A 20,108-nucleotide genomic window follows, 5' to 3' on the forward strand; every position below is an offset into this window, starting at 1 on the left:
AGATCAATTGCGCGGTAACCCCAGCACGCGTTCGGCGATGATGTTGCGCTGAATCTCCGACGTGCCACCGGCGATGGTGGCGGCGAAGGTGCGTGTGTACCGGTCAAACCAGCTGCCGTAGTGGCTGTCCAGGTTGAGCGGGGCGAACGGGGCGGTGACCCCACGCAGCGCCAGTCCCTCGGCGTCCTTGGCGGCCAGCGCGTCCTCACAGGCGCGCTGCATCGCCTCCGAGCCGAGCAGCTTGAGCACCGACTGGGCGGGCACGTCCTCTTCGCCGCGCGCGGCTTTGGCCAGCGTCGCCGACCCCAGTAGCCGCATCGCGTAATAATCCATCACCAGCGTCGCGTATCGATCCCGCTGCACCGGGCCCGAAGGACTCGACTCGACGGTCATGGCGTGCAGCATGTCCGCGTAATCCAGCCACAGCATCGCGCGTTCGTGGCCGAGCGAACCGGTCGCGACGCGCCAGCCGGCGTTGAGCTCCCCCACCAGGTTCTCGGCCGGCACCCGGGCGTCGGTGAAGAAGACCTCGTTGAAGTCGACGTCTTCGATGTCGCCGACCGAGGCGAACGGGCGCCGCACCACACCGGGGATGTCGGTGGGGATCAGTAAAGCGCTGATCCCCTTGTGCTTTGGCGCGTCCGGATCAGTGCGCACGAATGTCAGCAACACGTCGGCGTGATGTGCACCCGACGTCCACACCTTCTGCCCGTTGACGACGAAGTGGTCTCCGTCGAGCACCGCGCGCGTCTTCAGCGAGGCGAGATCCGAGCCCGCGCCGGGTTCGCTCATCCCCAGCGACGCGGTGATCTCCGCGCGCAGGATCGGCACCGCCCAACGCTGTTTCTGTTCGGGCGTGCCGAACGACAACAACGACGCCGCGATGATCCCGACACCCTGCGGATTGAAACTCTGATAGATCCGCCGGCGCGACAACTCTTCGGAGTACACGTATTGCTGCAGCAGCGTCGCGTTGCGTCCGCCGAACTCCGGCGGATTGCCGGGCTGTAGCCAGCCGCTGTCGAACAACAGGCGTTGCCATCGGCGGGCCCACTCCGGGATGTCCGAGCTCGACCGCGGTCGCACCAACGCCTCGGCCTCGGCAGGCAGATGCGCGTCGAGGAAAGCAACGAATTCGGCTCGGAACGCCTCCACGTCGGCGTCAAATGTCAGCTGCACAGCACTTCCCGGGATAGTCCTGAGCACTCCCACGCGTCGGTAGATCAGGGTTTCCGCCGACGACGTGGTTCACTCTTGCGATTAAGCTTCCATACACACGTCTAAGAGAATAGTATTCTCGTGGTAAGAAAGTTACAATCTCCGACACGTGATCCGTGAGGGGGTCGAGCGCAGCGATGTCACGGCGTTCTCCGGTAGAGTCCAACCATGTTCTCCCCGCGCGGCAATCACCTGAGTCGGCCGTGACCAATCCAAGCGAAGAGCCGGCCTGGAAGCAGCGTGCGGTCGAGCGGTCGATCAAAACGGCGAAATTGCGTGCGGCGCAGCGTGTTCAGCGCTTCCTCGACGCCGCCCAGGCCATCATCATCGAAAAGGGCAGCACGGACTTTACCGTGCAGGAGGTCGTGGACCGCTCCCGCCAGTCGCTGCGCAGCTTCTACCTGCAATTCGACGGCAAGCACGAGCTGCTGTTGGCGCTCTTCGAGGACGCGCTGAGCCGGTCGGCCGACCAGATCCGCGCGGCCACCGAGAACCAGGCCGACCCGCTGCAGCGGCTGCAGGTCGCCGTTCAGCTGCTTTACGAAGCGTCCCGCCCGGACCCGACGGCCAAGCGTCCACTGTTCACGGACTTTGCCCCTCGCCTGCTGGTGACGCATCCGGCCGAGGTCAAGGTCGCCCACGCGCCCTTGCTCGCGTTGCTGACGGAACTGATGGACGCGGCGCATGACGCCGGCAAGCTGCGCACCACCATCAATCCCAAGCGGGTGGCCGCCATGACCATGCAGACAGTGATGTTCATCGCGCAATCCAGCGGCGGCCCCGACGACGCGACGACCCATCCCATCACCGCCGAAGAGGTGTGGGATTTCTGCTCACGCGGATTCGTCGCGTAGCACCCCGAACGCGCCCGCGTTCTCCCGTTTCTCACCATGAGCAAATAGCGCACGCCGTTTGCCGGTGAGAATGAGATTCTCTAATATCTAGAATCACAAATAGCCGAAACGGATTCGTCATTGACACCCGTGACGGCCGAATGACAGAGTTCAAGGGCGGCAAGACCCGCGGTCCCGAACGCATCGTTCGCCGGCGCAGGCGTGCCGACAGATCAAGTCAGGAGTTGAGGTAGCCATGACCGGACGTGTTGAGGGCAAAGTCGCTTTCGTCACCGGAGCGGCGCGCGGTCAGGGCCGCAGTCACGCGGTGCGGTTGGCCCAGGAGGGCGCCGACATCATCGCCATCGACATTTGCAAGCCCATCCGCGAAGGCGTCGTGGACACCGCGATCCCGGCATCGACACCCGAGGACCTCGCCGAGACCGCCGACCTGGTCAAGGGACACAACCGCAGGATCTTCACGGCCGAGGTCGACGTGCGTGACTTCGACGCGCTCAAGGCGGCGGTGGACACCGGGGTCGAGCAGCTCGGCCGGCTCGACATCATCGTGGCCAACGCCGGGATCGGCAACGGCGGTGAAACGTTGGACAAGACCAGCGAAGAAGACTGGACCGAGATGATCGACATCAACCTGGCCGGGGTGTGGAAAACCGTGAAAGCCGGTGTGCCGCATCTGATCGCGGGCGGCAACGGCGGTTCGATCATCCTGACCAGCTCGGTGGGCGGGCTCAAGGCCTACCCCCACACCGGTCACTACGTCGCGGCCAAGCACGGCGTCGTCGGGCTGATGCGCGCCTTCGGAGTTGAACTGGGACAACACATGATTCGCGTCAACTCGGTGCATCCGACCCACGTCAAGACGCCGATGCTGCACAACGACGGCACCTTCAAGATGTTCCGCCCCGACCTGGAAAACCCGGGGCCCGACGACATGGCGCCGATCTGTCAGCTGTTCCACACGCTGCCGATCCCCTGGGTCGAGCCGATCGACATCAGCAACGCGGTGCTGTTCTTCGCCTCGGACGAGGCTCGCTACATCACCGGCGTGACCCTGCCCATCGACGCGGGTAGCTGCCTCAAGTAGCCGCTAAAAGGGGCTGCTGTTCGACTGCCATTCGGCCGATTCGGGTCGCGGGCCATAGCGACGGACGTAGTCCTCGTGCATCCGTGCCTGTTTTTGCCGGTTGAGCACGTCGACCAGGTTCGGGTCCAGCCCATGGACGGCCAACCGGTGCCGGCGCCAGACCTTGTTCAGGGCAAGGGTTATCAGCAACGCCCAGATGTAAAGCGGCGCCGTCATCTCCGTGTGCACATAGAGCGAGGCGGGCAGCAACCAAAACGGGGCGAGGACCAGCAGGGGCGGTATGGCCCACCTGATCATGTGCCGGCGAATGGCACCCTCCCCGGCCAGATCGCGCGCCACCCAGTCACGCATCGAGTCGGGCAGTCGCCGGCCGTAGGCATAGCCGATGCGCTGCCAGAGATTGGGTTTTGCGGCGGTCATAATGGCTCCTCGCGGTGATGTCAGGATTGCAGTGCGCCCGCCGCCACGGCGGCGGCGTTGATTCGGGTGAGTACTCGATGCAGGTTCTCGAGTTCGGACAGCTCGACACCCAGGCGCGCCACGACGGCGGGCGGAATCGCAAGTGCCTTCTGCCGCAACGCGATTCCGCGTTGCGTGAGCGTCACATCGGTGGTGCGCTCGTCGGCGGGATTCTTCGCACGAGTGATCAGCCCCTGCCCCTCCAAGCGCTTGAGCATTGGCGACAGCGTCGCGGAGTCCATCTGTAACGCCGCGGCGATCTGCTTGACCGACAAGGGAAACTGGTCGGCCCCGGGCGTCTTGCGGTGATCCCACAGTGCCAGCATCACCAGATATTGCGGATGGGTCAGCCCGAGCGGCTCGAGGAGGGGTCGATACACCGCCAACACCGCCCGGTTGGTGGTCGCCAGCGCGAAGCACACCTGGTGTTCCAGGGCCAGCGGATCGATGTGGCGAATGGTCGGGGCGGCCATCACTACATCGTGCCCTAATAGTTAGCGTGCTACCTACATGATGTCCCTCACACCGTCCACCGCGGGAGGTAATACGCTCGGCAGCTATGGACGATTTCCAGGGACGCGGGGCAGTCATCACCGGCGGTGCAAGCGGCATCGGTTTGGCCACCGCCACCGAATTCGCCCGCCGGGGGGCCCGCGTTGTGCTCTCCGACGTCGATCAGCCCGCACTGGAACAGGCGGTGAATCGGCTGCGCGCCGAGGGGTTCGACGCGCATGGGGTGCTCTGCGACGTCCGGCACCTCGAGGAGATGGTTCACCTCGCGGACGAGTCGTTCCGGTTGCTCGGCCAGGTCGACGTCGTGTTCAGCAATGCGGGCATCGTCGTCGCGGGACCGATGGCCCAGACGAACCACGACGACTGGCGCTGGGTGATCGACATCGACCTCTGGGGCTCGATCCATGCCGTCGAGGCGTTCGTCCCGAGGCTGATCGATCAGGGCACGGGCGGACACATCGCATTCACCGCGTCCTTCGCCGGGCTGGTGCCCAACAACGGCCTTGGTACCTACGGCGTCGCCAAGTACGGGGTCGTCGGACTCGCCGAAACGCTGGCCCGCGAGCTCAAGCCCAACGGCATCGGGGTTTCGGTGCTGTGCCCGATGGTGGTCGAGACCAAGCTGGTCTCCAATTCCGAACGGATTCGCGGCGCCGACTACGGACTCTCAGCGTCGCCCGAGGGCGCCTTTGGGACACTGCCGACCCAGGACGAGGCGGTCGGCGCCGACGACGTCGCGCGGTTGACGGCCGATGCGATCCTGGCCAATCGGCTGTACGTGCTGCCGCACGGGGCCGCCCGGGACTCGATCCGTCGCCGGTTCGAGCGCATTGACCGGACCTTCGACGAACAGGCCGCCGAGGGCTGGACGCACTAGGTTGATGGCGGCGCCCCGTCCCCCGCGGGCGGAAGGTGCCCCCGGCGCCCGGCTTCACCGCACCCGCGACCGCCGCTAGGGCGTCGGGCCCAGCCGGTAATCACCGGTCTGGGGGTCGTGATACCAGCCGCCGGCAGCGTGGGTGCCGCCGTCGACGTGCAGCGTCTGACCGGTGAGGTAGACCGACATGTCGGAAGCCAAAAACACCGCGGTGCCGGCGATTTCGTCGACATGACCGGGACGCCCCAGCGGCACGATGTCGGCCATCGCCGCCGCCGCACCGTCGCTGTTGAGCGCGGCCAGGCCCTCGGTGAGCGTGATATCGGGCGCTATCGCGTTGACCCGGATGCCGTGCGGCGCCAACTCCAGGGCCGCGGTCTTGGTGTAGTTGATGACACCCGCCTTGGCCGCGGCGTATGCCGCATAGCCCGGTGCGGCTCGCACGCCTTCGATCGACGTCACCGAGATGACGCTGCCGCCAACACCGGCGGCCACCATCTGCCGGGCAACTCGCTGGGTGCAGAGCAGCACGTGGCGCAGGTTCGCCTTATACAGTGCGTCCCAGCCGTTTTCGCTCGTGTCGAGGAGGGCCGAGGAGAACACGCCGCCGGCATTGTTCACCAGGATCGTCGGCGCGCCCAGCTCGGCGCTGGTGCGCTCCAGGGCGGCGTCCACCTGGGCGGCGTCTCGGACGTCGGTGACGATTCCCAGGGCTCCGATGGCGTCGGATGCCTGGGCGCAGGTCTGCGGGTCGCGCTCCCAGATCGCCACCCGCGCACCGAATGCGGCCATGCCGGCGGCGATGCCGCGACCGATGCCCGCTCCCCCGCCGGTCACCACCGCGACGCGGTCGGTGAGCAGAATGTTCGAGGGGTCGATCGCCATCGTCGTTCAGCTCCGCGCGTGCATCGCCGGTGCGCTGCCGATCACACCGTCGGCTTCCAGTTCGGCGATCTCCGAATCCGACAAGCCCAGCCGGGACAGCAGTTCGTGATTGTGCTGCCCCAGCAACGGCGCATGCGCGGTGTGGAACTTGTCGGGCCCCGTCGAGAACCTCATCGGCACGGTGCTGAGCCTAGCCGGACCGTTGACGGGATGGTCGACGACTTCGAAGAAGTCCCGGAATGCCAGCTGTTCGAGCTCGGCTTGCCGGTGCGGTTGCATGACCTTGGCCACCGGCACGCCCGCGTCCCACAGGGTTGCGACGATTTCGTCGCGGGTGCGGTGCTCGCACCAGGCGGCGAGTCGCTGGTCGATTCGATCCTCATGCAGCCGCCGGCCCGCCTCGGTCGAGAGCGCGGGATCGGTTGCCCACGAGGGTGATCCGATCGCCCGGGCCAGATTGGCCCACTGCGCGTCGGTGGTCACGGCGATTGCGACCCAGCTGTCGGGCCGGCCGAACTCGTCGATGTCGGCGCTGAGATAGAGGTTCTGCGGCGCGGCGGTCGGTCCTCGGTTGCCGGCGCGGTGCAGCACGGCCCCGTACGCCGAGTACTCGATCACCTGCTCGGCGGCGATGCTGAGCGCGGCATCGACCATCGCCGCTTCGACGAACACGCCCTCGCCGGTGCGGCGCCGGTGCTCGAGCGCGAGCAGTATCGCGTTGAGCGCGTGCACCCCGGCGTTCGGATCGCCGATCGAATACGGGTCATACGGCGTGCGATCCGGGTAGCCGGTGAGCCAACTCACCCCGGAGGCCGATTCGATGACGTAGGCGAACGCCGGGTTGTCACGCCACGGTCCCTCGATGCCGAAGCCCGGCATCCGCACCATCACGATGTCCGGCCGAATCAATTGAGCGGCTGCGAAATCCAGGCCGATCTGGTCGAGCACCCGCGGCGTGAAGTTCTCCACCAGCACGTCGGACGTCGCGACGAGCTCACGCAACAATTCCCGGCCCCGCGGACTCTGCAGGTCCAGGGTCAGCCCCTTCTTGTTGGTGTTGAGTGCCTCGAAGATCGGCGACTTCTCCCACCACCGGTCCTCGGTGAGCGGTATGCCGGCGATCATCCGCGTGCCGTCGGGACGGCGGGTGGACTCGACGTGGATGACCTCGGCGCCGAGCAAGGCCAGCGAATGGGTGCAGCACGGGCCCGCCCAGAACGTCGTCAGGTCCAGCACCCGGATGCCGCTGAGCGGCAACGCCTTCGCGGCTCCGCTCGGCGTAGGCCGCGGCCGTAGCTGCGCGGCGCGGTAGTGCTCGGTGTGCTCGCCCAGCCGCGGCGCCGGCTGCGGTTGGCGTAGCCGCGCGGGCCGCATGCGGTACGGGTGGCTGGGCTGCTGGAAGCCGTCGCGCGGATTGCGCACGAATGAATCGCGCTCCAGGAACTGATCGAACGAGGTCACGTTGGCGCCGTTGGCGACGGGCGCGTTGGGGATGCGGAATGCCGAGGCCAGTTCCCGGATTTCGTCGACCGGGGTGTCGGCCAGCCAGGCGAAGATCTCCTCGGCGTGGATGTTCGCCTGCTCGGTGATCGACAGCGGCGATTGCTCGTCGATCCACTCGGGATGGCCGACCATCGCGCACAAGTCGAACCACTGCTGGGCGGTCCCACACCCGAGATCGACCAGGCCGTCCTTGGCCTGAGCCACTCCCGGAATCGTCGGCCGCCGCATGTCTCGCCACGGCCGCCCGAGCAGTTCGAAGTAGGAGACCGGGTAATAGGTCAGGCACAGGATCTGCGTCTCGAGCATCGACAGGTCCAGCAGTTCCCCTGGGCCGCCGTCGATTCGGCGCCATCGGGATGCCAGGGTGGCCACGCTCGCGTAGACGCCGGCCAAGTATTCACCGACCTGACCGCCGACGAAGACCGGCGGACGCTCCTGCTCGCCGCGGCCCAGCCCGACGATTCCCCCCGACCAGGCCTGCAGCGTGAACTCGGTCGCCGCGCGGTCGCGCCAGGGGCCCTCCAGGCCGAACGGGGTGATGGAGGTGACGACGAGATGCGGGTGCCGGGCATGGATGGCGCGCGGCGTGAAGGCCGGGTGCGCGGCGATTTCGGAGCCGGCTGACCACACCACCGCGTCCGCGGCGCCCAGCAGCCGGTTCACCAGTTCGGTGTCGTCGTCGCTGGCGGGATCGGCAACGACGCTGTGTTTCGCCCCGGCCAGGAAGCTGAACAGGGCGCCGTCGCGGCCGGTCGGGATGGCGGCGCCCGAGGCCGACCATGTCCGCAGCGAATCACCCTCTGGTGGCTCCACTTTCACGACACTGGAGCCGCCGTCGGCAAGCAGCTTGGTGCAGTAGGCCCCCGCTATCCCGGTGGTCAGGTCGATCACGGTATAGCCGGCAAGCGGCGGTTCGATGTCTGCCACTACTTCTTTTTCTTCGCTTTGGCTTGTTTGCGCGCCTTCTTGCTCAGCCGCCATTCGGCGGGGAACTTGTCGTCGTTGTCCTTGACCGCGTCGCCCAGGCCCCGCTGCATCGCGTCATCGAGCATCAGCTCGTCGCCCGCGTCCGGGCGGACGCTGCCTCCCAACGACTCGAATACGCCGCTGAGCATGCTGCCCAGGTATTCGCCCTGGAACTGCTTCATGATCTCGAAGAAGACCTTCTGCATGAAGACCGTGTCGGTGGGCCGGTTACTGGCGCAGGCGAGCGCGTATTTCCCCACCTCCGCCTCGAGTTCAGCCCGCGGCACCACGCTGTTGAGGAAGTTGCAGTCATACATCTCCGCGGCGGTGAAAGCCCTTCCGGTGAACACCATTTCCTGAAACTTCCGGATGCCCATGGTCTGCGCCCACCACCACATGCGCGGTCCCCAGCCGTAATAGCGAAACGACGGGTGCCCGAACAGCGCGTCGTCGCTGGAGATCACCAGGTCGGCATCCGCGGCTTGGTAGAAGTGCCAGCCGTAGCAGTAGCCTTTGGCCTCGAGGATGCTGATCTTTTTGAAGTCCTGCAGGCCGCGGATGCCCGAGTTCGGGTTGGCATACCACTGGCCGAGGGTGGCGCCGTTCCGGAACGACCCCTGCGGCGGATATCGGACCTCGTCGGCGCCGATGCGGTACTCGGCGAGCCGCGGGCCCTGGTCGGTCGCGTCGCGCATCTGCATGACCTCGGTGAGGTCCGCGCCCGAACCCAGGTCGTCGCCGGCACCGCGGACCACCAGGACCTTGACGTCGTCGTCGATGTTGGCCCGGTGCAACAGGTCTGCGTAGCGCACCCGCGCGGCGACCGTCGGCGCATTGAGATAGTCCGGCCGGTCGAACGTGATCGTGGCGATCCGCGTCGTGGTGTCCTTGTCGTAGCGGATGATCTCCTCGGCCGCCGGCTCCGAGCGCTTGGCCATGGCTACGGCTGCCAGAACGGACTACCGGTGAGCACTTCGGGGCCGGCGGCGGTGATCAGGACCGCTTCTCGCCCGAATATCGCGCCGACTCCCTCTTCCCACACATAGCCCGTCACGGCCAGCACCATGCCGGGCTCGAGGCGTTCGGCGGCCGCGGTGGTCGGCAGGTGCTGGGACACGACGGGCGGGTCGAACCCCATGCCGAGACCGCGGGCCACCGGCATCGGCGGCGCGGGCTCGCCCGAGGCGTCGTAGGCGGCGAGCAGTTCGTCCGCGCCCGCGCCGGGCCGGCAGGCGCCGATCAGCTTGTCCCACAAGTGCTCCCAGCGACGCTGCAGGACGGCGGCCCCGTCGGGCGCAGTCCTGGGGTCGGCCGGCCAGGTGCGGCCGACCTCGCCGACATAGCCTCCCGCCAGCACTCCAGCGGAGAACGCGACCAGGTCACCGTCTTGGATACGACCATCGCCATGTGCCCGCCGCCATGGGTGCTTGCGCGAAGTCACCCATGCGACATCCTGATTCGACGGGGTGCTCACCCCGCCGGCCGCGGCTGCCTCCAGCAAGACGCCGGCCAGCGCCTGCTCGCTCACCCCCGGCCGCAACTCGGACACCGCGACGGCCAGCGCCGACTCGGCCACCGCGACGGATTCGCGGATCGCGGCGATCTCCTCGTCCGTCTTGATTCGGCGCGCCGCCCGCATGGCAAGCTCGCCATCGACGAGCTGCGCGTTGGGAAATGCGGTCGGCAGCAACTGCGCGAAAACCGGTGACAGCGCGTCGGTTCCGACGCGCCGTGCCGTCGCCGCACCGTCGATGCGTTGCAGCGCCGACATGGTGTTCATCGGGTTCCACGAGATGCCGTAGAGGTTTTCGTGCGGGATGTCGTCGGGAACGCCCTCGTCCCAGGTGCTCAGGAGGTGGACGGCACCCGTCTCACGCACCAGCACGCACGTCGGGCCGAAGGGCCGGGTGCCGGCGACCCACAGTTGCGGGGCCCCGGTGACATACCGGACATTGGCTTGCCGGCCGAGGACCAGGACGTCGAGATCGTGCGCCGCCATCTGGGCCAGCGCCCGCTCGCGGCGCCCCAGGCGCAGCGTGCGCTCGTCAGGGCAGACGTCAACTGACATGGGAGCCATAGGGGTCATAGGGGTAGTTGGTCAAACGGATCCAGCCTTCCTCGGTGATCACCAGGACCTCTTCGCTGCGATAGCCGCCGGTGCCGTCCTCCCACACCACGGGCTCTAGCACCAGCACCATCCCGGATTGCAGGACGAAATTCTCGTCGAACTCCTGGCCGAGATCGGTTCCGATCATCGGCATTTCGGCGGCATTGACGCCGATACCGTGGCCCAGGTAGAAGTGCGGCAACCACGGCTTGCTGCCGCCGTTGGCCTTGATGGCGGCGCGCCCGAGATCGGCCGCGGTCACACCGGCCTTGGCGACACCCAGCACCGCGCTCATGATCTCGAACCACTTGTCGAACTGCGCCTGCTGACGCGGTGACGGATCGCGGCCGACGATCCAGGTGCGCCCGAAGTCCGAACAGTAGCCCTGATAGGTGATGCTGACGTCGGTCCACAGCACGTCGCCCTCGGCCAGCTCGCGTTCGGTGGTCAGCAGCGGCAGCGCCAGATCACCGTGCGTGGTCCACACCCCCTCGGCCTTGCTGGGCGGCATCACCTGCCAGATCGGTTCGAGCATGCTGGCCGTCGCGCCCAGCTCGAAGGCGCGGCGCAAAAAGCTTGCCGACAAATCGATCTGACGGATCCCGGGCGCCAGGCGCTTCTGCACCTCGACCATCGCCTCATCGGTGATCCGGATCGCGGTGCGCATGCACGACAATTCGTCCGGCGTTTTGACCGACTTGGCGGCGCTCACGATGGCCGCGGCGTCAACGGGTGCCCCGCCCGGGAACAAGACCTCGGCGGCACGCGACATGGCGCCGGTGAACTCGTCGACCGCGACCACCGCTTTGGCCGGGATGAGATCTGCCAGCTGACGCGCGAAGTGCTGGACGCCCTCGTCGAATTCGAGATACACGGGCCCGTGCAGGTGATCGGCCGGCAGGTCCGACTCCTGGGACGCACCCTCGCGGAACGGCAGGAACAGGTGTGGCCACTCGTCGTCGGCGAGCACCACGGCCACCGGCCGCTCGACGTAGGACAATCCGGCGTCGCCGAGCGGCCAGCTGGCTCCGGTGGCATAGACCACCGCGTTGTTGCCCAGCAGGATCATCGCGTCGACACCGCGCTCGCCCATCGCCGAGCGCAGCCGCGCCCCGGTCTCGCGGCGCAGGCGGGCCAGGTCGGCGGTTTCGGGGATCACCAGCCCGTGGCCGGTGTTGGCATCCAGTCGCGCGAACGTCGTCACTACAGACCCAGGAACTTCGTGACGTTGTCGCTGACGATCTTCACCGCGTTCTCCGGACCCACCGCGTCCACAACGGATTTCAGCGATTTCTCGGAATAGCCGTAGGTGCTCTCGTTGTGCGGGTAGTCGCTGGACCACATCACCTTGTCCACCCCGATCTGGTCGATCAGCTGCAGGCCCAACGGGTCGACCATGAACGAGGCGCTCATGTGGGTGTCCCAGTAGTAGCGCGGTTCGTGCTCGAGAGCGCGGTTGAACATGTGCTGGTAGGAGCCCATCAGGTGGTCGGCGTCCTGCAGCGCCCACGGCACCCAAGAGATGCCGCCCTCGAACCAGCCGATTCGCAACCCGGGATGGTCATCGAGAATCCCGGTGAACAGGTACTTGGCGAATTGCTCACGGAATCCGTCGATGTTGATCATCATGCCGACCACCACGCTGTTGAACTGGCACGGGGTCTTCGGGGGGGTCTCCCCGATGTGGTGGGTCACCGGAAGGCCGGCGGCCTCGATCTCGTCCCAGACGGGCTTCATTGCGGTGCTGCCGTAGTCGATGATGTTGCCGTCGTCGTCCTTGCCCGGGTTGAGCGGCAGCAGGAAGGTCTTGAGGCCCAACGACTTCAGCTCTTCGAGCGTCTTCCTGGTGCCCTGCGGGTCCCACCAGTTGATCAGTCCGGCCCCGTAGAAGTGGCCGCCTGCGCGCTCCTGCAGCTCGGCGATGTATTCGTTGTAGATGCGGAAGGCGAGCTCGCGCAGCTGCTTGTCCGGGTAGTGAAACAGCGCCAGCACCGCGTTGGGGAACGCCAATTCCTTCTCGACGCCGTCGTCGTGCAACTCCTGGATGCGGGCCTCGATGTTGGTGCTCGCGGCACCGGGCAGGTCGTCGTACTGCATGAGCACGGCGCTGAAGTCGCCGGGCAGGAACGACTGGCCCTTGCGGCCGACCTGGTAGGCGCCGTCCTCGTACCAGATCCGCGGCGCCTTGTCCTTCAGGTCGTCCGGGAAGCGTTGGTAGAAGATGTCATCGGCGAGCGAGATGTGGTTGTCCGCGGAGAACACCACGGTCCCCTTGGGCAGGCCGACATCGCTGCCCGCGGCGTGACCGCGCCGGTCCTTCGGAGCGCCGTAACCGCCGGGTGGATAGAGCAGGCAAGGCTTCGTCGTCATCATTGACCCTCCAATCGGATCCGCGAAAATTTCTTTGCAAGTAGCGAGCTGGGCTACCAGGTCACCGGCAGTTCGTAGACGCCGTAGGCGAGTCGGTCATCCTTGAACGGAACCTCCTCGAGCGGAATGGCGAGTCGCAGCGTGGGAATGCGCCGCGCCAGCGTGTGGAAGACGATCTGCAGCTCGGCGCGGGCCAGCTGCTGCCCGACGCACTGATGGCGGCCATAGCCGAACGCGACGTTGCGGTCGGCTCCGGAGCGATGCAGGTACAGCCGGTCCGGTTCGGCGAACGCGCTCGAATCCCAGTTGGCCGGGGCGAGATCGATGATGATGCCCTCGCCGGCGCGGATGGTCTCGCCGGCGATGTGGATGTCTTCGAGAGCGACGCGGCGCTGGCCGTTCTGGATGATGCTCAGGTAGCGCAGCAGTTCCTCCACCGCGCTGGCGACGACCTTCGGATCATCGGCGTCGCGGATGACGGCCATCTGGTCGGGGTTTTCCAGCAGGGCAAGCACGCCCAGCCCGATCATGTTGGATGTGGTCTCGTGCCCGGCGATCAGCAAGCCGGTGCCCAACTGAGCGGCCTCTTTCACACTGAGTTCACCGGCCTTGACCCGCTCGGCGAGATCGGAAACCGCGTCCTCGGCCGGATTATCCATCTTGGCCTCGACCAGCTGAGCGAGATATTTGTTCAGGCTCATCGCGCCTTTGACGGTGTCCTCGCCGGTGGCGTAACGCGCGAGCCCGACGTTGGCGTGATGCTGGAACATGTCGGCGTCTTCGTAGGGAACACCCAGCAGCTGGCTGATCACCAGCGAGGGCACCGGGAGCGCCAGCGCGCTGACGATGTCGGCGGGCTGCGGTCCGGCGAGTATCGCGTCGATGTGCTCATCGGTGATCCGCTGGATGGTCGGGCGCAGACCCTCGACACGCTTGAAGGTGAACGGCTTCGACAGCATTCGCCGGAATCGGGTGTGCTCCTCGCCGTCGGCGGTGAAGACCGATCGCGGCCGCTTGTGCACCGTGGACAGCATGCCCTCGTTCCAGTGCGGAAACCCGGGCTGCCGGTCGTCGACGCTGACCCGTGAATCCGAAAACAGCTCGCGCACTTGCTCGTAGCCCGTGATGAGCCACGGTGTGCTGCCGTCCCAAATCCGGACCCGGGACAGCGGTCTGGCTGCGGCCAGCGCCATGACATCTGGCGGCGGGGCAAAGGGGCAGCGCGGTTCCCGGGCCATCGGGTAGTCCGGAATTTCGGACGTGTGCTCCGTCGCGGTGCTCGTCAGGGTGTCGGACATCGTTTTCATTCCTCGATGTGGATGGCAAGCGCGGGACAGGCCGCCGCGGCCCGGCGCGCGCCCTCGGCCTGCTCGGGCGTGGGACTGGGATTGAGCAGCACGACGACGCCGTCGTCATCGCGCTGGTCGAACACTTCGGGCGCGTTCATCACGCAGTTCCCGGATGAAGCGCAAACGTCTTGATCGACAGTCACTTTCATTCGCACGCCCTTCACTCGTACGCCGTCACGGGCGCCAGCCACAGGCCTACGATCGCGTCGATGAGCCCGGATGCCGCGGCCCGCCATGAACGATGGGATGTCACCGCGCCTGCGGCGAGCGCGCGTTCACGGTCGGCGCAGGTGTGCATCAACAGGTTTCGCGCCATGATGTTGCGCTCGAAATGCACTTCGGCCGGCAGCTCGGGCAGGCAGCGGTTGATGCCCTCGACCACCTGGACCAACGACGGCGAGCTGAGCGCGCCCTTGACGATGATGTTGTAGTAGGCGGGATCGGTCATCGCCTGCGCCGCGAAACGCGCGTACCACGTCGGGTTGCCGAGCTCCGCCAGGTGATCGGTGAGCGGCCGTACCAAACAGGCCACCCAGTTGCGCATTTCGGTGGCACCGCCCGTCTCGAGCAGCTCGGTCACCATCCGCTCGCGCAATTGCTCGACGGGCCCGCGGTGCTTCTGCTCGATCGCCCGCACCAGGTCGGCCTTGGTGCCGAAGTGGTAGCCGACCGCGGCGTTGTTGCCCTGACCGGCGGCCTCGCTGACCTGCCGGTTGGACACCGCGAACATGCCGTGTTCGGCATACAGGCGCTCGGCGGCCACCAGGATCGCCTCTTGGGTGGAACTGGCCCGCTCGGTGCGAACGGTCCGGCCGGCGGTGGTCATCGGATCAGTCAACCTCCTGCCGTGGTTTAAGTCAAGCGATTGATTTAATTGCGCAATCCGCCATGCGGGTGCGCGGCCGCGACTCCGCGTTTGGGCGTGCGGATGGCGGGTATTGCACGGTCTTACTGTTCTTCAGCGAGGAGGAACGGTTCTGTTTGCCGATAGGCGGGACAGTGCCGCCAGGGCCCGCGGCCGCCCCCCTAACCGAGCTCCGGGAAGAGGCTGGGTTGTTACGCGTCGCTTCAGTGCCGGCGTCACACGTTTATGTACGCCACCTTGGGGATCCAAGCGCGGATTCCGTTGTGCGGCTGGATGATCCCGTTCCGGCGGACGGACGCACCGTGCCCGGGGGCTGGTGGCCGCCGCTCATGCTCGAGCCGGGATGGGTCAGCGAGAATCACTCACGATTCGATGTGTTCCACGTTCACTTCGGATTCGACGCTATCGGTCCCGAGGTGCTCACCGGAGTTGTCCACGAGCTCAAGGTGCACGAAAAACCCCTGGTCTACACGGTGCACGACTTGCGCAATCCGCATCACCCGGAACCCCAAGCCCATACCGCGCAGCAAGACGTCCTGATCGCCGCGGCGGACGAACTGATCACGCTAACGCCGGGTGCTGCAGAGCTGATTCGGCACAACTGGGCACGGCGGGTTCGCGTGCTGCCGCATCCTCACGTGCTCGAGAGGGACTGGATCGAGAAACCCCGCGCCCGCAGTGAGCAATTCATCGTCGGCATCCACGCCAAGAGCCTGCGCGCCAACATGGACCCCTTGCCCCTCGTCCAGGCGCTCACCGAGATCTTGTCCTCGCTGCCCGACGCGATCCTGCAGGTCGACCTCCACGACGAGATCTTCGATTCCGACAATCACTGGTTCGCGCCGAAGACCGGCGCGGCACTGCTGAGCTATGACCGCCACGAGCACGTCCGGGTCCGCGTGCACCCGTACTTCTCAGACGACGAGCTGTGGGAGTACCTGTCGTCGTTGACGGTGTCTGTACTCCCCTATCGGTTCGGCACCCACTCGGGCTGGCTGGAGGCCGGATACGATCTCGGAACCGCCGTATTGGCCCCGAGCTGCGGCTTCTATCACCAGCAACGTCCCTGCGGGGTCTTCGGCTACAGCGACGAAGGCTTCGACCAAGCATCTCTGTGCCATGCGATTCACCGGGCATACGCGCGCTGGGCCGCCGGTGACCCCGCTCCCCGGGCCGGCTGGGTCGACCGGCTCACCGAAAGGCGAGAACTTGCCGCCGCGCATCGCGCCATCTACCGCGGCGTCCTGAAATGACGGCACCGCTGCGCGTGGCCTTGATCGCCTCCACCCGCTATCCGATTCGCCAACCGTTTGCCGGGGGGCTGGAAGCGCACGTCTGCCACTTGGCCCGCGCGCTGGCGTCCAGCGGCTATCGAGTGTCACTGTTCGCAGCGTCCGGTTCGGACCCGGGATTGAAGTGCCAGATGCTCGACGTGCGTCCGTTGGATCTCTCTGCGGCGGCACGCCACGACGTGTCGATGCCCCCGGCGGCGTTCATGGCCGACCACCATGCGTACCTGTCCTTCATGCTGTGGCTTGCGGGGGCCGGCAGCCAAGAGTTCGACGTGGTCCACAACCACAGCCTCCATTACCTTCCGGTGGCGATGGCGTCGACGTTGTCCACCCCGATGCTTACCACGGTGCATACACCGCCGACCCCGTGGCTCGAGTCGGCGATCAGCGCCGCCACCGGACGAGGCACTCGCTTTACGGCCGTCTCCCGCCACACCGCGGCCGCGTGGCGAAACGTCGTCCGTGACATCGCGGTCGTCCCGAACGGCGTGGACACCGGTCAATGGCCCCTCGGCGCCGGCGGTCCCAAGCTCGTGTGGTTTGGCCGCATCACGCCCGAAAAGGCTCCCCACCTAGCCATCGCCGCGGCCAAAGTCGCTTGCAGGCCTTTGGTTCTCGCCGGACCGGTCTCGGACCACGGCTACTTTGTCGATCAGGTCGAACCTCACCTGCATGGCGACATCCAGTATGCGGGTCATCTCGACCACCAACGGTTGGCGGCTCTGGTCGGTCATTCGGCGGCGGCCCTCGTCACCCCGACCTGGGACGAGCCGTACGGTCTGGTCGTCGCCGAAGCGATGTCGTGCGGCACCCCCGTCGTGGCGTTCGCCCGCGGCGGCATCCCCGAACTCATCAGTTCCTCGTCCGGCCAACTCGTCGCCGCGGGCGACGTCACCGCGATGGCTGAGGCCATTCCCGGCGTGGTCCAGCTGCCACGAAAGCAGGTGCGCGAGCACGCCATTAGTCGATGCTCGGCCGAGTCGATGATTACCGCCTACATCGACTTGTACCGACAGATGATCGACGACTCCGCGGGCAGGACACATGATCGGTTACTACATTCACCACCACGGATTCGGCCATCTGGCGCGGGCCATGAGCATCTGCGCCCGGATGCGCCGCCCAATGACGGCGATGACGTCGCTGGAAATCCCGGATCCACACCCCTTTGCGGACGTCGTGAGGTTACCGCGCGATGACGAGGGAGCGCGGCCCCACGAAGTCACCGCGCATGGCGCGCTGCATTGGGCGCCGCATCACGACGCTGGTTTCAGCGGGCGAATGAACGAAATCGCGGCATGGGTATCGCAGGCGCGGCCCGAGGCCGTGGTCGTCGATGTGTCGGTCGAAGTCGCGGCGTTCGTCCGGCTCCTCGGCGTGCCGGTGATCGTTATGGCGTTGCCCGGCAAGCGGATAGACGGCCCGCATGTGTTTGTGCACCGGCTGGCCGATCACATCGTTGCCGCCTGGCCGAGGGCGCTGTGTGTGCCGCCCTGGCTGCGGCAGTGGGAACACAAGACCAGCTACGTCGGTGGCATCAGCCGCTTCGAAGGTCGCGACCGCTCCGACGACGAGCCCACATCGTCGGTGCGCATCCGACCACTGGACGAAACACAGGTAGTCGTTTTGAGCGGAGCGGGCGAGGAATGGGGTGCGTCGTTACAGGACTGTGCCGCAGCGCATTCGGTGCTCTCCTGGACGGCGCTCGGCGGCAAGGACGGTTCATGGGCAGATGATCCGTGGCCGAAGATTCGGGCGGCGGATGTCGTCGTCACACACGCGGGTCAAGGCTGCGTCGCCGATGTCGCCGCGGCACAGCGCCCGGCGGTAGTCATCCCGAGGCCCCGCCCCTTCGACGAGCAGCACGCCACAGCTCGGGCGCTGCAGCGCCACCGGCTTGCCGTCGTCACGCAGGGCTTGCCCGACCCGAGGGATTGGGCCGCGCTGCTGTCCAACGCAATGGCAATCGATCCCCATCGATGGCGGCGGTGGGAAGTGGACGGGGCCTCGCGCCGCGCCGCCGAGGCGATCGAGTCGACAGCCCGTCGCTGCAGGAACGGCACGTGATGCGGACCGCGGTCATCACCGTTGTTCACGGCCGCGGCGCCCACCTGCGCAGGCAGCTCGAGGGCCTCGCCACAGCCGCGCTGCGGCCGGACCTGCACATCGTGGTCGCGCTGGGCGACCCAGAAATCGCCACCGTCGTGGGTGAGCTGGGGGCGTCGGCGATGGTCCTTGACTGTCCGGCCGTACCGCCGCTGCCGGTCGCGATGGGGCGCAACGCGGGTGCCGCCGAGGCGCTTCGAAATGCCGTGGACCTCATGGTCTTCCTCGATGTCGACTGCATCCCGGGCGCCGAGCTGCTCGGCCGTTACCGCGGCGTCGCAGCCCGTCCAGAACACGAGGACGCGATTCTGTGCGGGCCAGTGACGTATCTGCGGCCGCCCGGCCCGGGCGGCTACGTGATCTCAAAGATTCGGTCGGAGCCTGCTCCGCATCCCGCCCGGCCGGCCCCACCGGACGGCACGGTCGTCGCCGCGACGGACTACAAGCTGTTCTGGTCGCTGTCTTTTGCCGTGAAGGCCGCTACGTGGCGGCGGATCGGCGGATTCTGCGAGCTGTACCGCGGCTATGGCGGAGAGGACACCGATTTCGCGCAATCCGCCGCAGCGCAACGGATTCCAATGCGCTGGGTTGGGGGTGCACACGCTTTCCACCAGTACCATCCGGTTGCCGACCCTCCGGTGGAACACCTGGACGACATACTGCGCAATGCCGCGATCTTCCATCGACGCTGGGGTTGGTGGCCGATGGAGGGCTGGCTGTCCTCCTTCGCCGACCAAGGCCTCATCCGTCGCCAGGCGAACGGACGGCCGGTCCGCTGTGTCGACCGGTCCTGAGCCAACTCGGTGAGGCCGCGCTATCCCTCGTGCTTTTTGGGCCGAACGACCTTGCCCGCCACCGTCCCGCCGTCGACCGGCAGCACGGTTCCGGTGACGTAGCGGGACCGGTCGGTCGCGAAGTACAGCGCCGCCTCGGCAACGTCATCGGGCGTGCCCTCGCGCTTGAGCGGCCGGTCATCGCGCATGCCCTGACGGATCCGCGCCTCGAATCGCTTCAGTTGTTCTGGGTCCATGCCGGCCGCGGATTTCCCGAGGATGGGGGTCGGTATGCTGCCCGGCGCGATCGCGTTGACCCGAATGTCGTGGTGGGCCAATTCGATTGCGGCGGACTTGGTGAACTGAATGACGGCCGCCTTGGACGCGCGGTAGATCATCACGCCGCCGCCGGCCTGGATGCCGCCGATCGAGGTGATGTTGATGATCGACCCGCCGCCCTGTTCGGCCATGTGCCGTGCGGCATCTCGGGTGCCGGCCATCACGCCGAGCACATTGACCCCCATCACCCGGTGAAAATCGGCGAGGTCGTCGTCGAGCAACTTTCGCAGCGGGCTGGAGATGCCGGCGTTGTTCACCATGACGTGCAGGCCGCCGAATTTCTCGACGGCATGGGATACCAGCGCTCCCACCTGGTCGGGATCGGAGACGTCGGTCTTGCGGAAGGCGGCGGCGCCGCCGAGCGAGGTGGCCAACGCCTCGCCCCGGTCGGCCTCGACATCGGCGATGACGACTCGTGCGCCCTCGGCCACAAACCGCTCCACCAGGCCGCGACCGATGCCCGAAGCCCCGCCGGTGACGATGGCGACCGTGCCGTCCAATTCGTTGACCACACGACGAGTTAATCGGCGCAAGCCGCGTTAAGTCAA

20 protein-coding genes are annotated in these 20,108 nt (G+C 66.7%); 7 read left to right on the plus strand and 13 right to left on the minus strand.

Annotated elements, in window-relative coordinates; translation table 11 throughout:
* Positions 1-3 precede the first annotated feature (3 nt).
* Positions 4-1,179, minus strand: a complete 1,176-nt coding sequence (locus DQP57_RS01465) for an acyl-CoA dehydrogenase family protein (protein ID WP_112631057.1) — start codon at positions 1,177-1,179, stop codon at positions 4-6.
* A gap of 242 nt (positions 1,180-1,421) precedes the next feature.
* Between DQP57_RS01465 and DQP57_RS01470 the strand changes: the two genes are divergently transcribed.
* Positions 1,422-2,072 (plus strand): TetR/AcrR family transcriptional regulator, encoded by a 651-nt coding sequence (locus DQP57_RS01470; RefSeq protein ID WP_112631059.1) that lies wholly within the window; start codon positions 1,422-1,424, stop codon positions 2,070-2,072.
* Positions 2,073-2,307: 235 nt separating this feature from the next.
* The gene (locus DQP57_RS01475) at positions 2,308-3,156 is read left to right on the plus strand and encodes a mycofactocin-coupled SDR family oxidoreductase (RefSeq protein ID WP_112631060.1); all 849 of its coding nucleotides are present in this window, start codon (positions 2,308-2,310) and stop codon (positions 3,154-3,156) included.
* Between the two features lie 3 nt (positions 3,157-3,159).
* Here DQP57_RS01475 and DQP57_RS01480 read toward each other — a convergent pair whose 3' ends face one another.
* A complete protein-coding gene (locus DQP57_RS01480; protein WP_112631061.1) occupies positions 3,160-3,576 on the minus strand; it encodes a DUF5313 domain-containing protein in 417 nt (138 codons plus the stop codon).
* A 20-nt stretch (positions 3,577-3,596) separates the two neighbouring features.
* A complete protein-coding gene (locus DQP57_RS01485; protein WP_112631062.1) occupies positions 3,597-4,088 on the minus strand; it encodes a MarR family winged helix-turn-helix transcriptional regulator in 492 nt (163 codons plus the stop codon).
* An 86-nt stretch (positions 4,089-4,174) separates the two neighbouring features.
* Here DQP57_RS01485 and DQP57_RS01490 point away from each other — a divergent pair, with 86 nt between their 5' ends.
* Positions 4,175-5,005 carry an SDR family NAD(P)-dependent oxidoreductase gene (locus DQP57_RS01490; protein ID WP_112631063.1) on the plus strand — a complete coding sequence of 277 codons (831 nt, stop codon included), beginning with the start codon at positions 4,175-4,177 and terminating at the stop codon, positions 5,003-5,005.
* A gap of 75 nt (positions 5,006-5,080) precedes the next feature.
* On the opposite strand, the gene DQP57_RS01495 is transcribed toward DQP57_RS01490, so the two are convergent.
* From DQP57_RS01495 to DQP57_RS01535, 9 genes are all read right to left on the minus strand, one after another.
* A complete protein-coding gene (locus DQP57_RS01495; protein ID WP_112631064.1) occupies positions 5,081-5,890 on the minus strand; it encodes an SDR family NAD(P)-dependent oxidoreductase in 810 nt (269 codons plus the stop codon).
* Positions 5,891-5,896: 6 nt separating this feature from the next.
* Positions 5,897-8,374 carry a CaiB/BaiF CoA-transferase family protein gene (locus DQP57_RS01500; protein ID WP_112631065.1) on the minus strand — a complete coding sequence of 826 codons (2,478 nt, stop codon included), beginning with the start codon at positions 8,372-8,374 and terminating at the stop codon, positions 5,897-5,899.
* On the minus strand, positions 8,320-9,297 hold the full coding sequence (locus tag DQP57_RS01505) for an enoyl-CoA hydratase/isomerase family protein (RefSeq protein WP_112631067.1): 978 nt from the start codon (positions 9,295-9,297) through the stop codon (positions 8,320-8,322). The genes DQP57_RS01500 and DQP57_RS01505 overlap by 55 nt, the downstream gene beginning before the upstream one ends.
* Before the next feature lie 2 nt (positions 9,298-9,299).
* Entirely contained in the window at positions 9,300-10,427 is a 1,128-nt protein-coding gene (locus tag DQP57_RS01510) for a M24 family metallopeptidase (protein ID WP_112631069.1), read from the minus strand.
* A complete protein-coding gene (locus tag DQP57_RS01515) occupies positions 10,417-11,670 on the minus strand; it encodes a M24 family metallopeptidase (protein ID WP_112631071.1) in 1,254 nt (417 codons plus the stop codon). Before DQP57_RS01515 ends, DQP57_RS01510 begins: the two co-directional genes overlap by 11 nt.
* Entirely contained in the window at positions 11,670-12,731 is a 1,062-nt protein-coding gene (locus DQP57_RS01520) for an amidohydrolase family protein (RefSeq protein WP_205869004.1), read from the minus strand. Before DQP57_RS01520 ends, DQP57_RS01515 begins: the two co-directional genes overlap by 1 nt.
* A gap of 158 nt (positions 12,732-12,889) precedes the next feature.
* Positions 12,890-14,134: a cytochrome P450 gene (locus DQP57_RS01525; RefSeq protein ID WP_112631234.1), complete on the minus strand. Its 1,245-nt coding sequence runs from the start codon at positions 14,132-14,134 to the stop codon at positions 12,890-12,892.
* 5 nt (positions 14,135-14,139) lie between these two features.
* The gene (locus DQP57_RS01530) at positions 14,140-14,334 is read right to left on the minus strand and encodes a ferredoxin (protein ID WP_112631232.1); all 195 of its coding nucleotides are present in this window, start codon (positions 14,332-14,334) and stop codon (positions 14,140-14,142) included.
* A gap of 11 nt (positions 14,335-14,345) precedes the next feature.
* Positions 14,346-15,011 carry a TetR family transcriptional regulator gene (locus tag DQP57_RS01535; protein WP_112631073.1) on the minus strand — a complete coding sequence of 222 codons (666 nt, stop codon included), beginning with the start codon at positions 15,009-15,011 and terminating at the stop codon, positions 14,346-14,348.
* Between the two features lie 245 nt (positions 15,012-15,256).
* Here DQP57_RS01535 and DQP57_RS01540 point away from each other — a divergent pair, with 245 nt between their 5' ends.
* From DQP57_RS01540 to DQP57_RS01555, 4 genes are read left to right on the plus strand one after another with little or no spacing between them, the layout of a single operon-like run.
* A complete protein-coding gene (locus DQP57_RS01540) occupies positions 15,257-16,303 on the plus strand; it encodes a glycosyltransferase family 1 protein (RefSeq protein WP_112631075.1) in 1,047 nt (348 codons plus the stop codon).
* The gene (locus tag DQP57_RS01545) at positions 16,300-17,541 is read left to right on the plus strand and encodes a glycosyltransferase family 4 protein (protein ID WP_112631077.1); all 1,242 of its coding nucleotides are present in this window, start codon (positions 16,300-16,302) and stop codon (positions 17,539-17,541) included. Before DQP57_RS01540 ends, DQP57_RS01545 begins: the two co-directional genes overlap by 4 nt.
* On the plus strand, positions 17,477-18,409 hold the full coding sequence (locus tag DQP57_RS01550) for a glycosyltransferase (RefSeq protein WP_240631642.1): 933 nt from the start codon (positions 17,477-17,479) through the stop codon (positions 18,407-18,409). Before DQP57_RS01545 ends, DQP57_RS01550 begins: the two co-directional genes overlap by 65 nt.
* Complete coding sequence (locus tag DQP57_RS01555; protein WP_112631081.1) at positions 18,409-19,242, plus strand: glycosyltransferase family 2 protein; 834 nt, start codon at positions 18,409-18,411, stop codon at positions 19,240-19,242. The genes DQP57_RS01550 and DQP57_RS01555 overlap by 1 nt, the downstream gene beginning before the upstream one ends.
* Positions 19,243-19,262: 20 nt before the next feature.
* Here DQP57_RS01555 and DQP57_RS01560 read toward each other — a convergent pair whose 3' ends face one another.
* Entirely contained in the window at positions 19,263-20,072 is an 810-nt protein-coding gene (locus tag DQP57_RS01560) for an SDR family NAD(P)-dependent oxidoreductase (protein ID WP_112631083.1), read from the minus strand.
* Positions 20,073-20,108 lie beyond the last annotated feature (36 nt).

This window comes from Mycobacterium colombiense (genome assembly GCF_003284935.1).
GTDB classification, from domain to species: Bacteria; Actinomycetota; Actinomycetes; order Mycobacteriales; family Mycobacteriaceae; genus Mycobacterium; species Mycobacterium arosiense_A.

Excerpts from the sequence above, each read along its gene's own strand:
- DQP57_RS01475 (WP_112631060.1), top strand. The coding sequence starts at position 2,308 with ATGACCGGACGTGTTGAGGGCAAAGTCGCTTTCGTCACCGGAGCGGCG.
- DQP57_RS01480 (WP_112631061.1), bottom strand. The coding sequence starts at position 3,576 with ATGACCGCCGCAAAACCCAATCTCTGGCAGCGCATCGGCTATGCCTAC.
- DQP57_RS01485 (WP_112631062.1), bottom strand. The coding sequence starts at position 4,088 with ATGGCCGCCCCGACCATTCGCCACATCGATCCGCTGGCCCTGGAACAC.
- DQP57_RS01490 (WP_112631063.1), top strand. The coding sequence starts at position 4,175 with ATGGACGATTTCCAGGGACGCGGGGCAGTCATCACCGGCGGTGCAAGC.
- DQP57_RS01495 (WP_112631064.1), bottom strand. The coding sequence starts at position 5,890 with ATGGCGATCGACCCCTCGAACATTCTGCTCACCGACCGCGTCGCGGTG.
- DQP57_RS01500 (WP_112631065.1), bottom strand. The coding sequence starts at position 8,374 with ATGGCGGCTGAGCAAGAAGGCGCGCAAACAAGCCAAAGCGAAGAAAAA.
- DQP57_RS01505 (WP_112631067.1), bottom strand. The coding sequence starts at position 9,297 with ATGGCCAAGCGCTCGGAGCCGGCGGCCGAGGAGATCATCCGCTACGAC.
- DQP57_RS01510 (WP_112631069.1), bottom strand. The coding sequence starts at position 10,427 with ATGTCAGTTGACGTCTGCCCTGACGAGCGCACGCTGCGCCTGGGGCGC.
- DQP57_RS01525 (WP_112631234.1), bottom strand. The coding sequence starts at position 14,134 with ATGTCCGACACCCTGACGAGCACCGCGACGGAGCACACGTCCGAAATT.
- DQP57_RS01530 (WP_112631232.1), bottom strand. The coding sequence starts at position 14,334 with ATGAAAGTGACTGTCGATCAAGACGTTTGCGCTTCATCCGGGAACTGC.
- DQP57_RS01535 (WP_112631073.1), bottom strand. The coding sequence starts at position 15,011 with ATGACCACCGCCGGCCGGACCGTTCGCACCGAGCGGGCCAGTTCCACC.
- DQP57_RS01545 (WP_112631077.1), top strand. The coding sequence starts at position 16,300 with ATGACGGCACCGCTGCGCGTGGCCTTGATCGCCTCCACCCGCTATCCG.
- DQP57_RS01550 (WP_240631642.1), top strand. The coding sequence starts at position 17,477 with ATGACGTCGCTGGAAATCCCGGATCCACACCCCTTTGCGGACGTCGTG.
- DQP57_RS01555 (WP_112631081.1), top strand. The coding sequence starts at position 18,409 with ATGCGGACCGCGGTCATCACCGTTGTTCACGGCCGCGGCGCCCACCTG.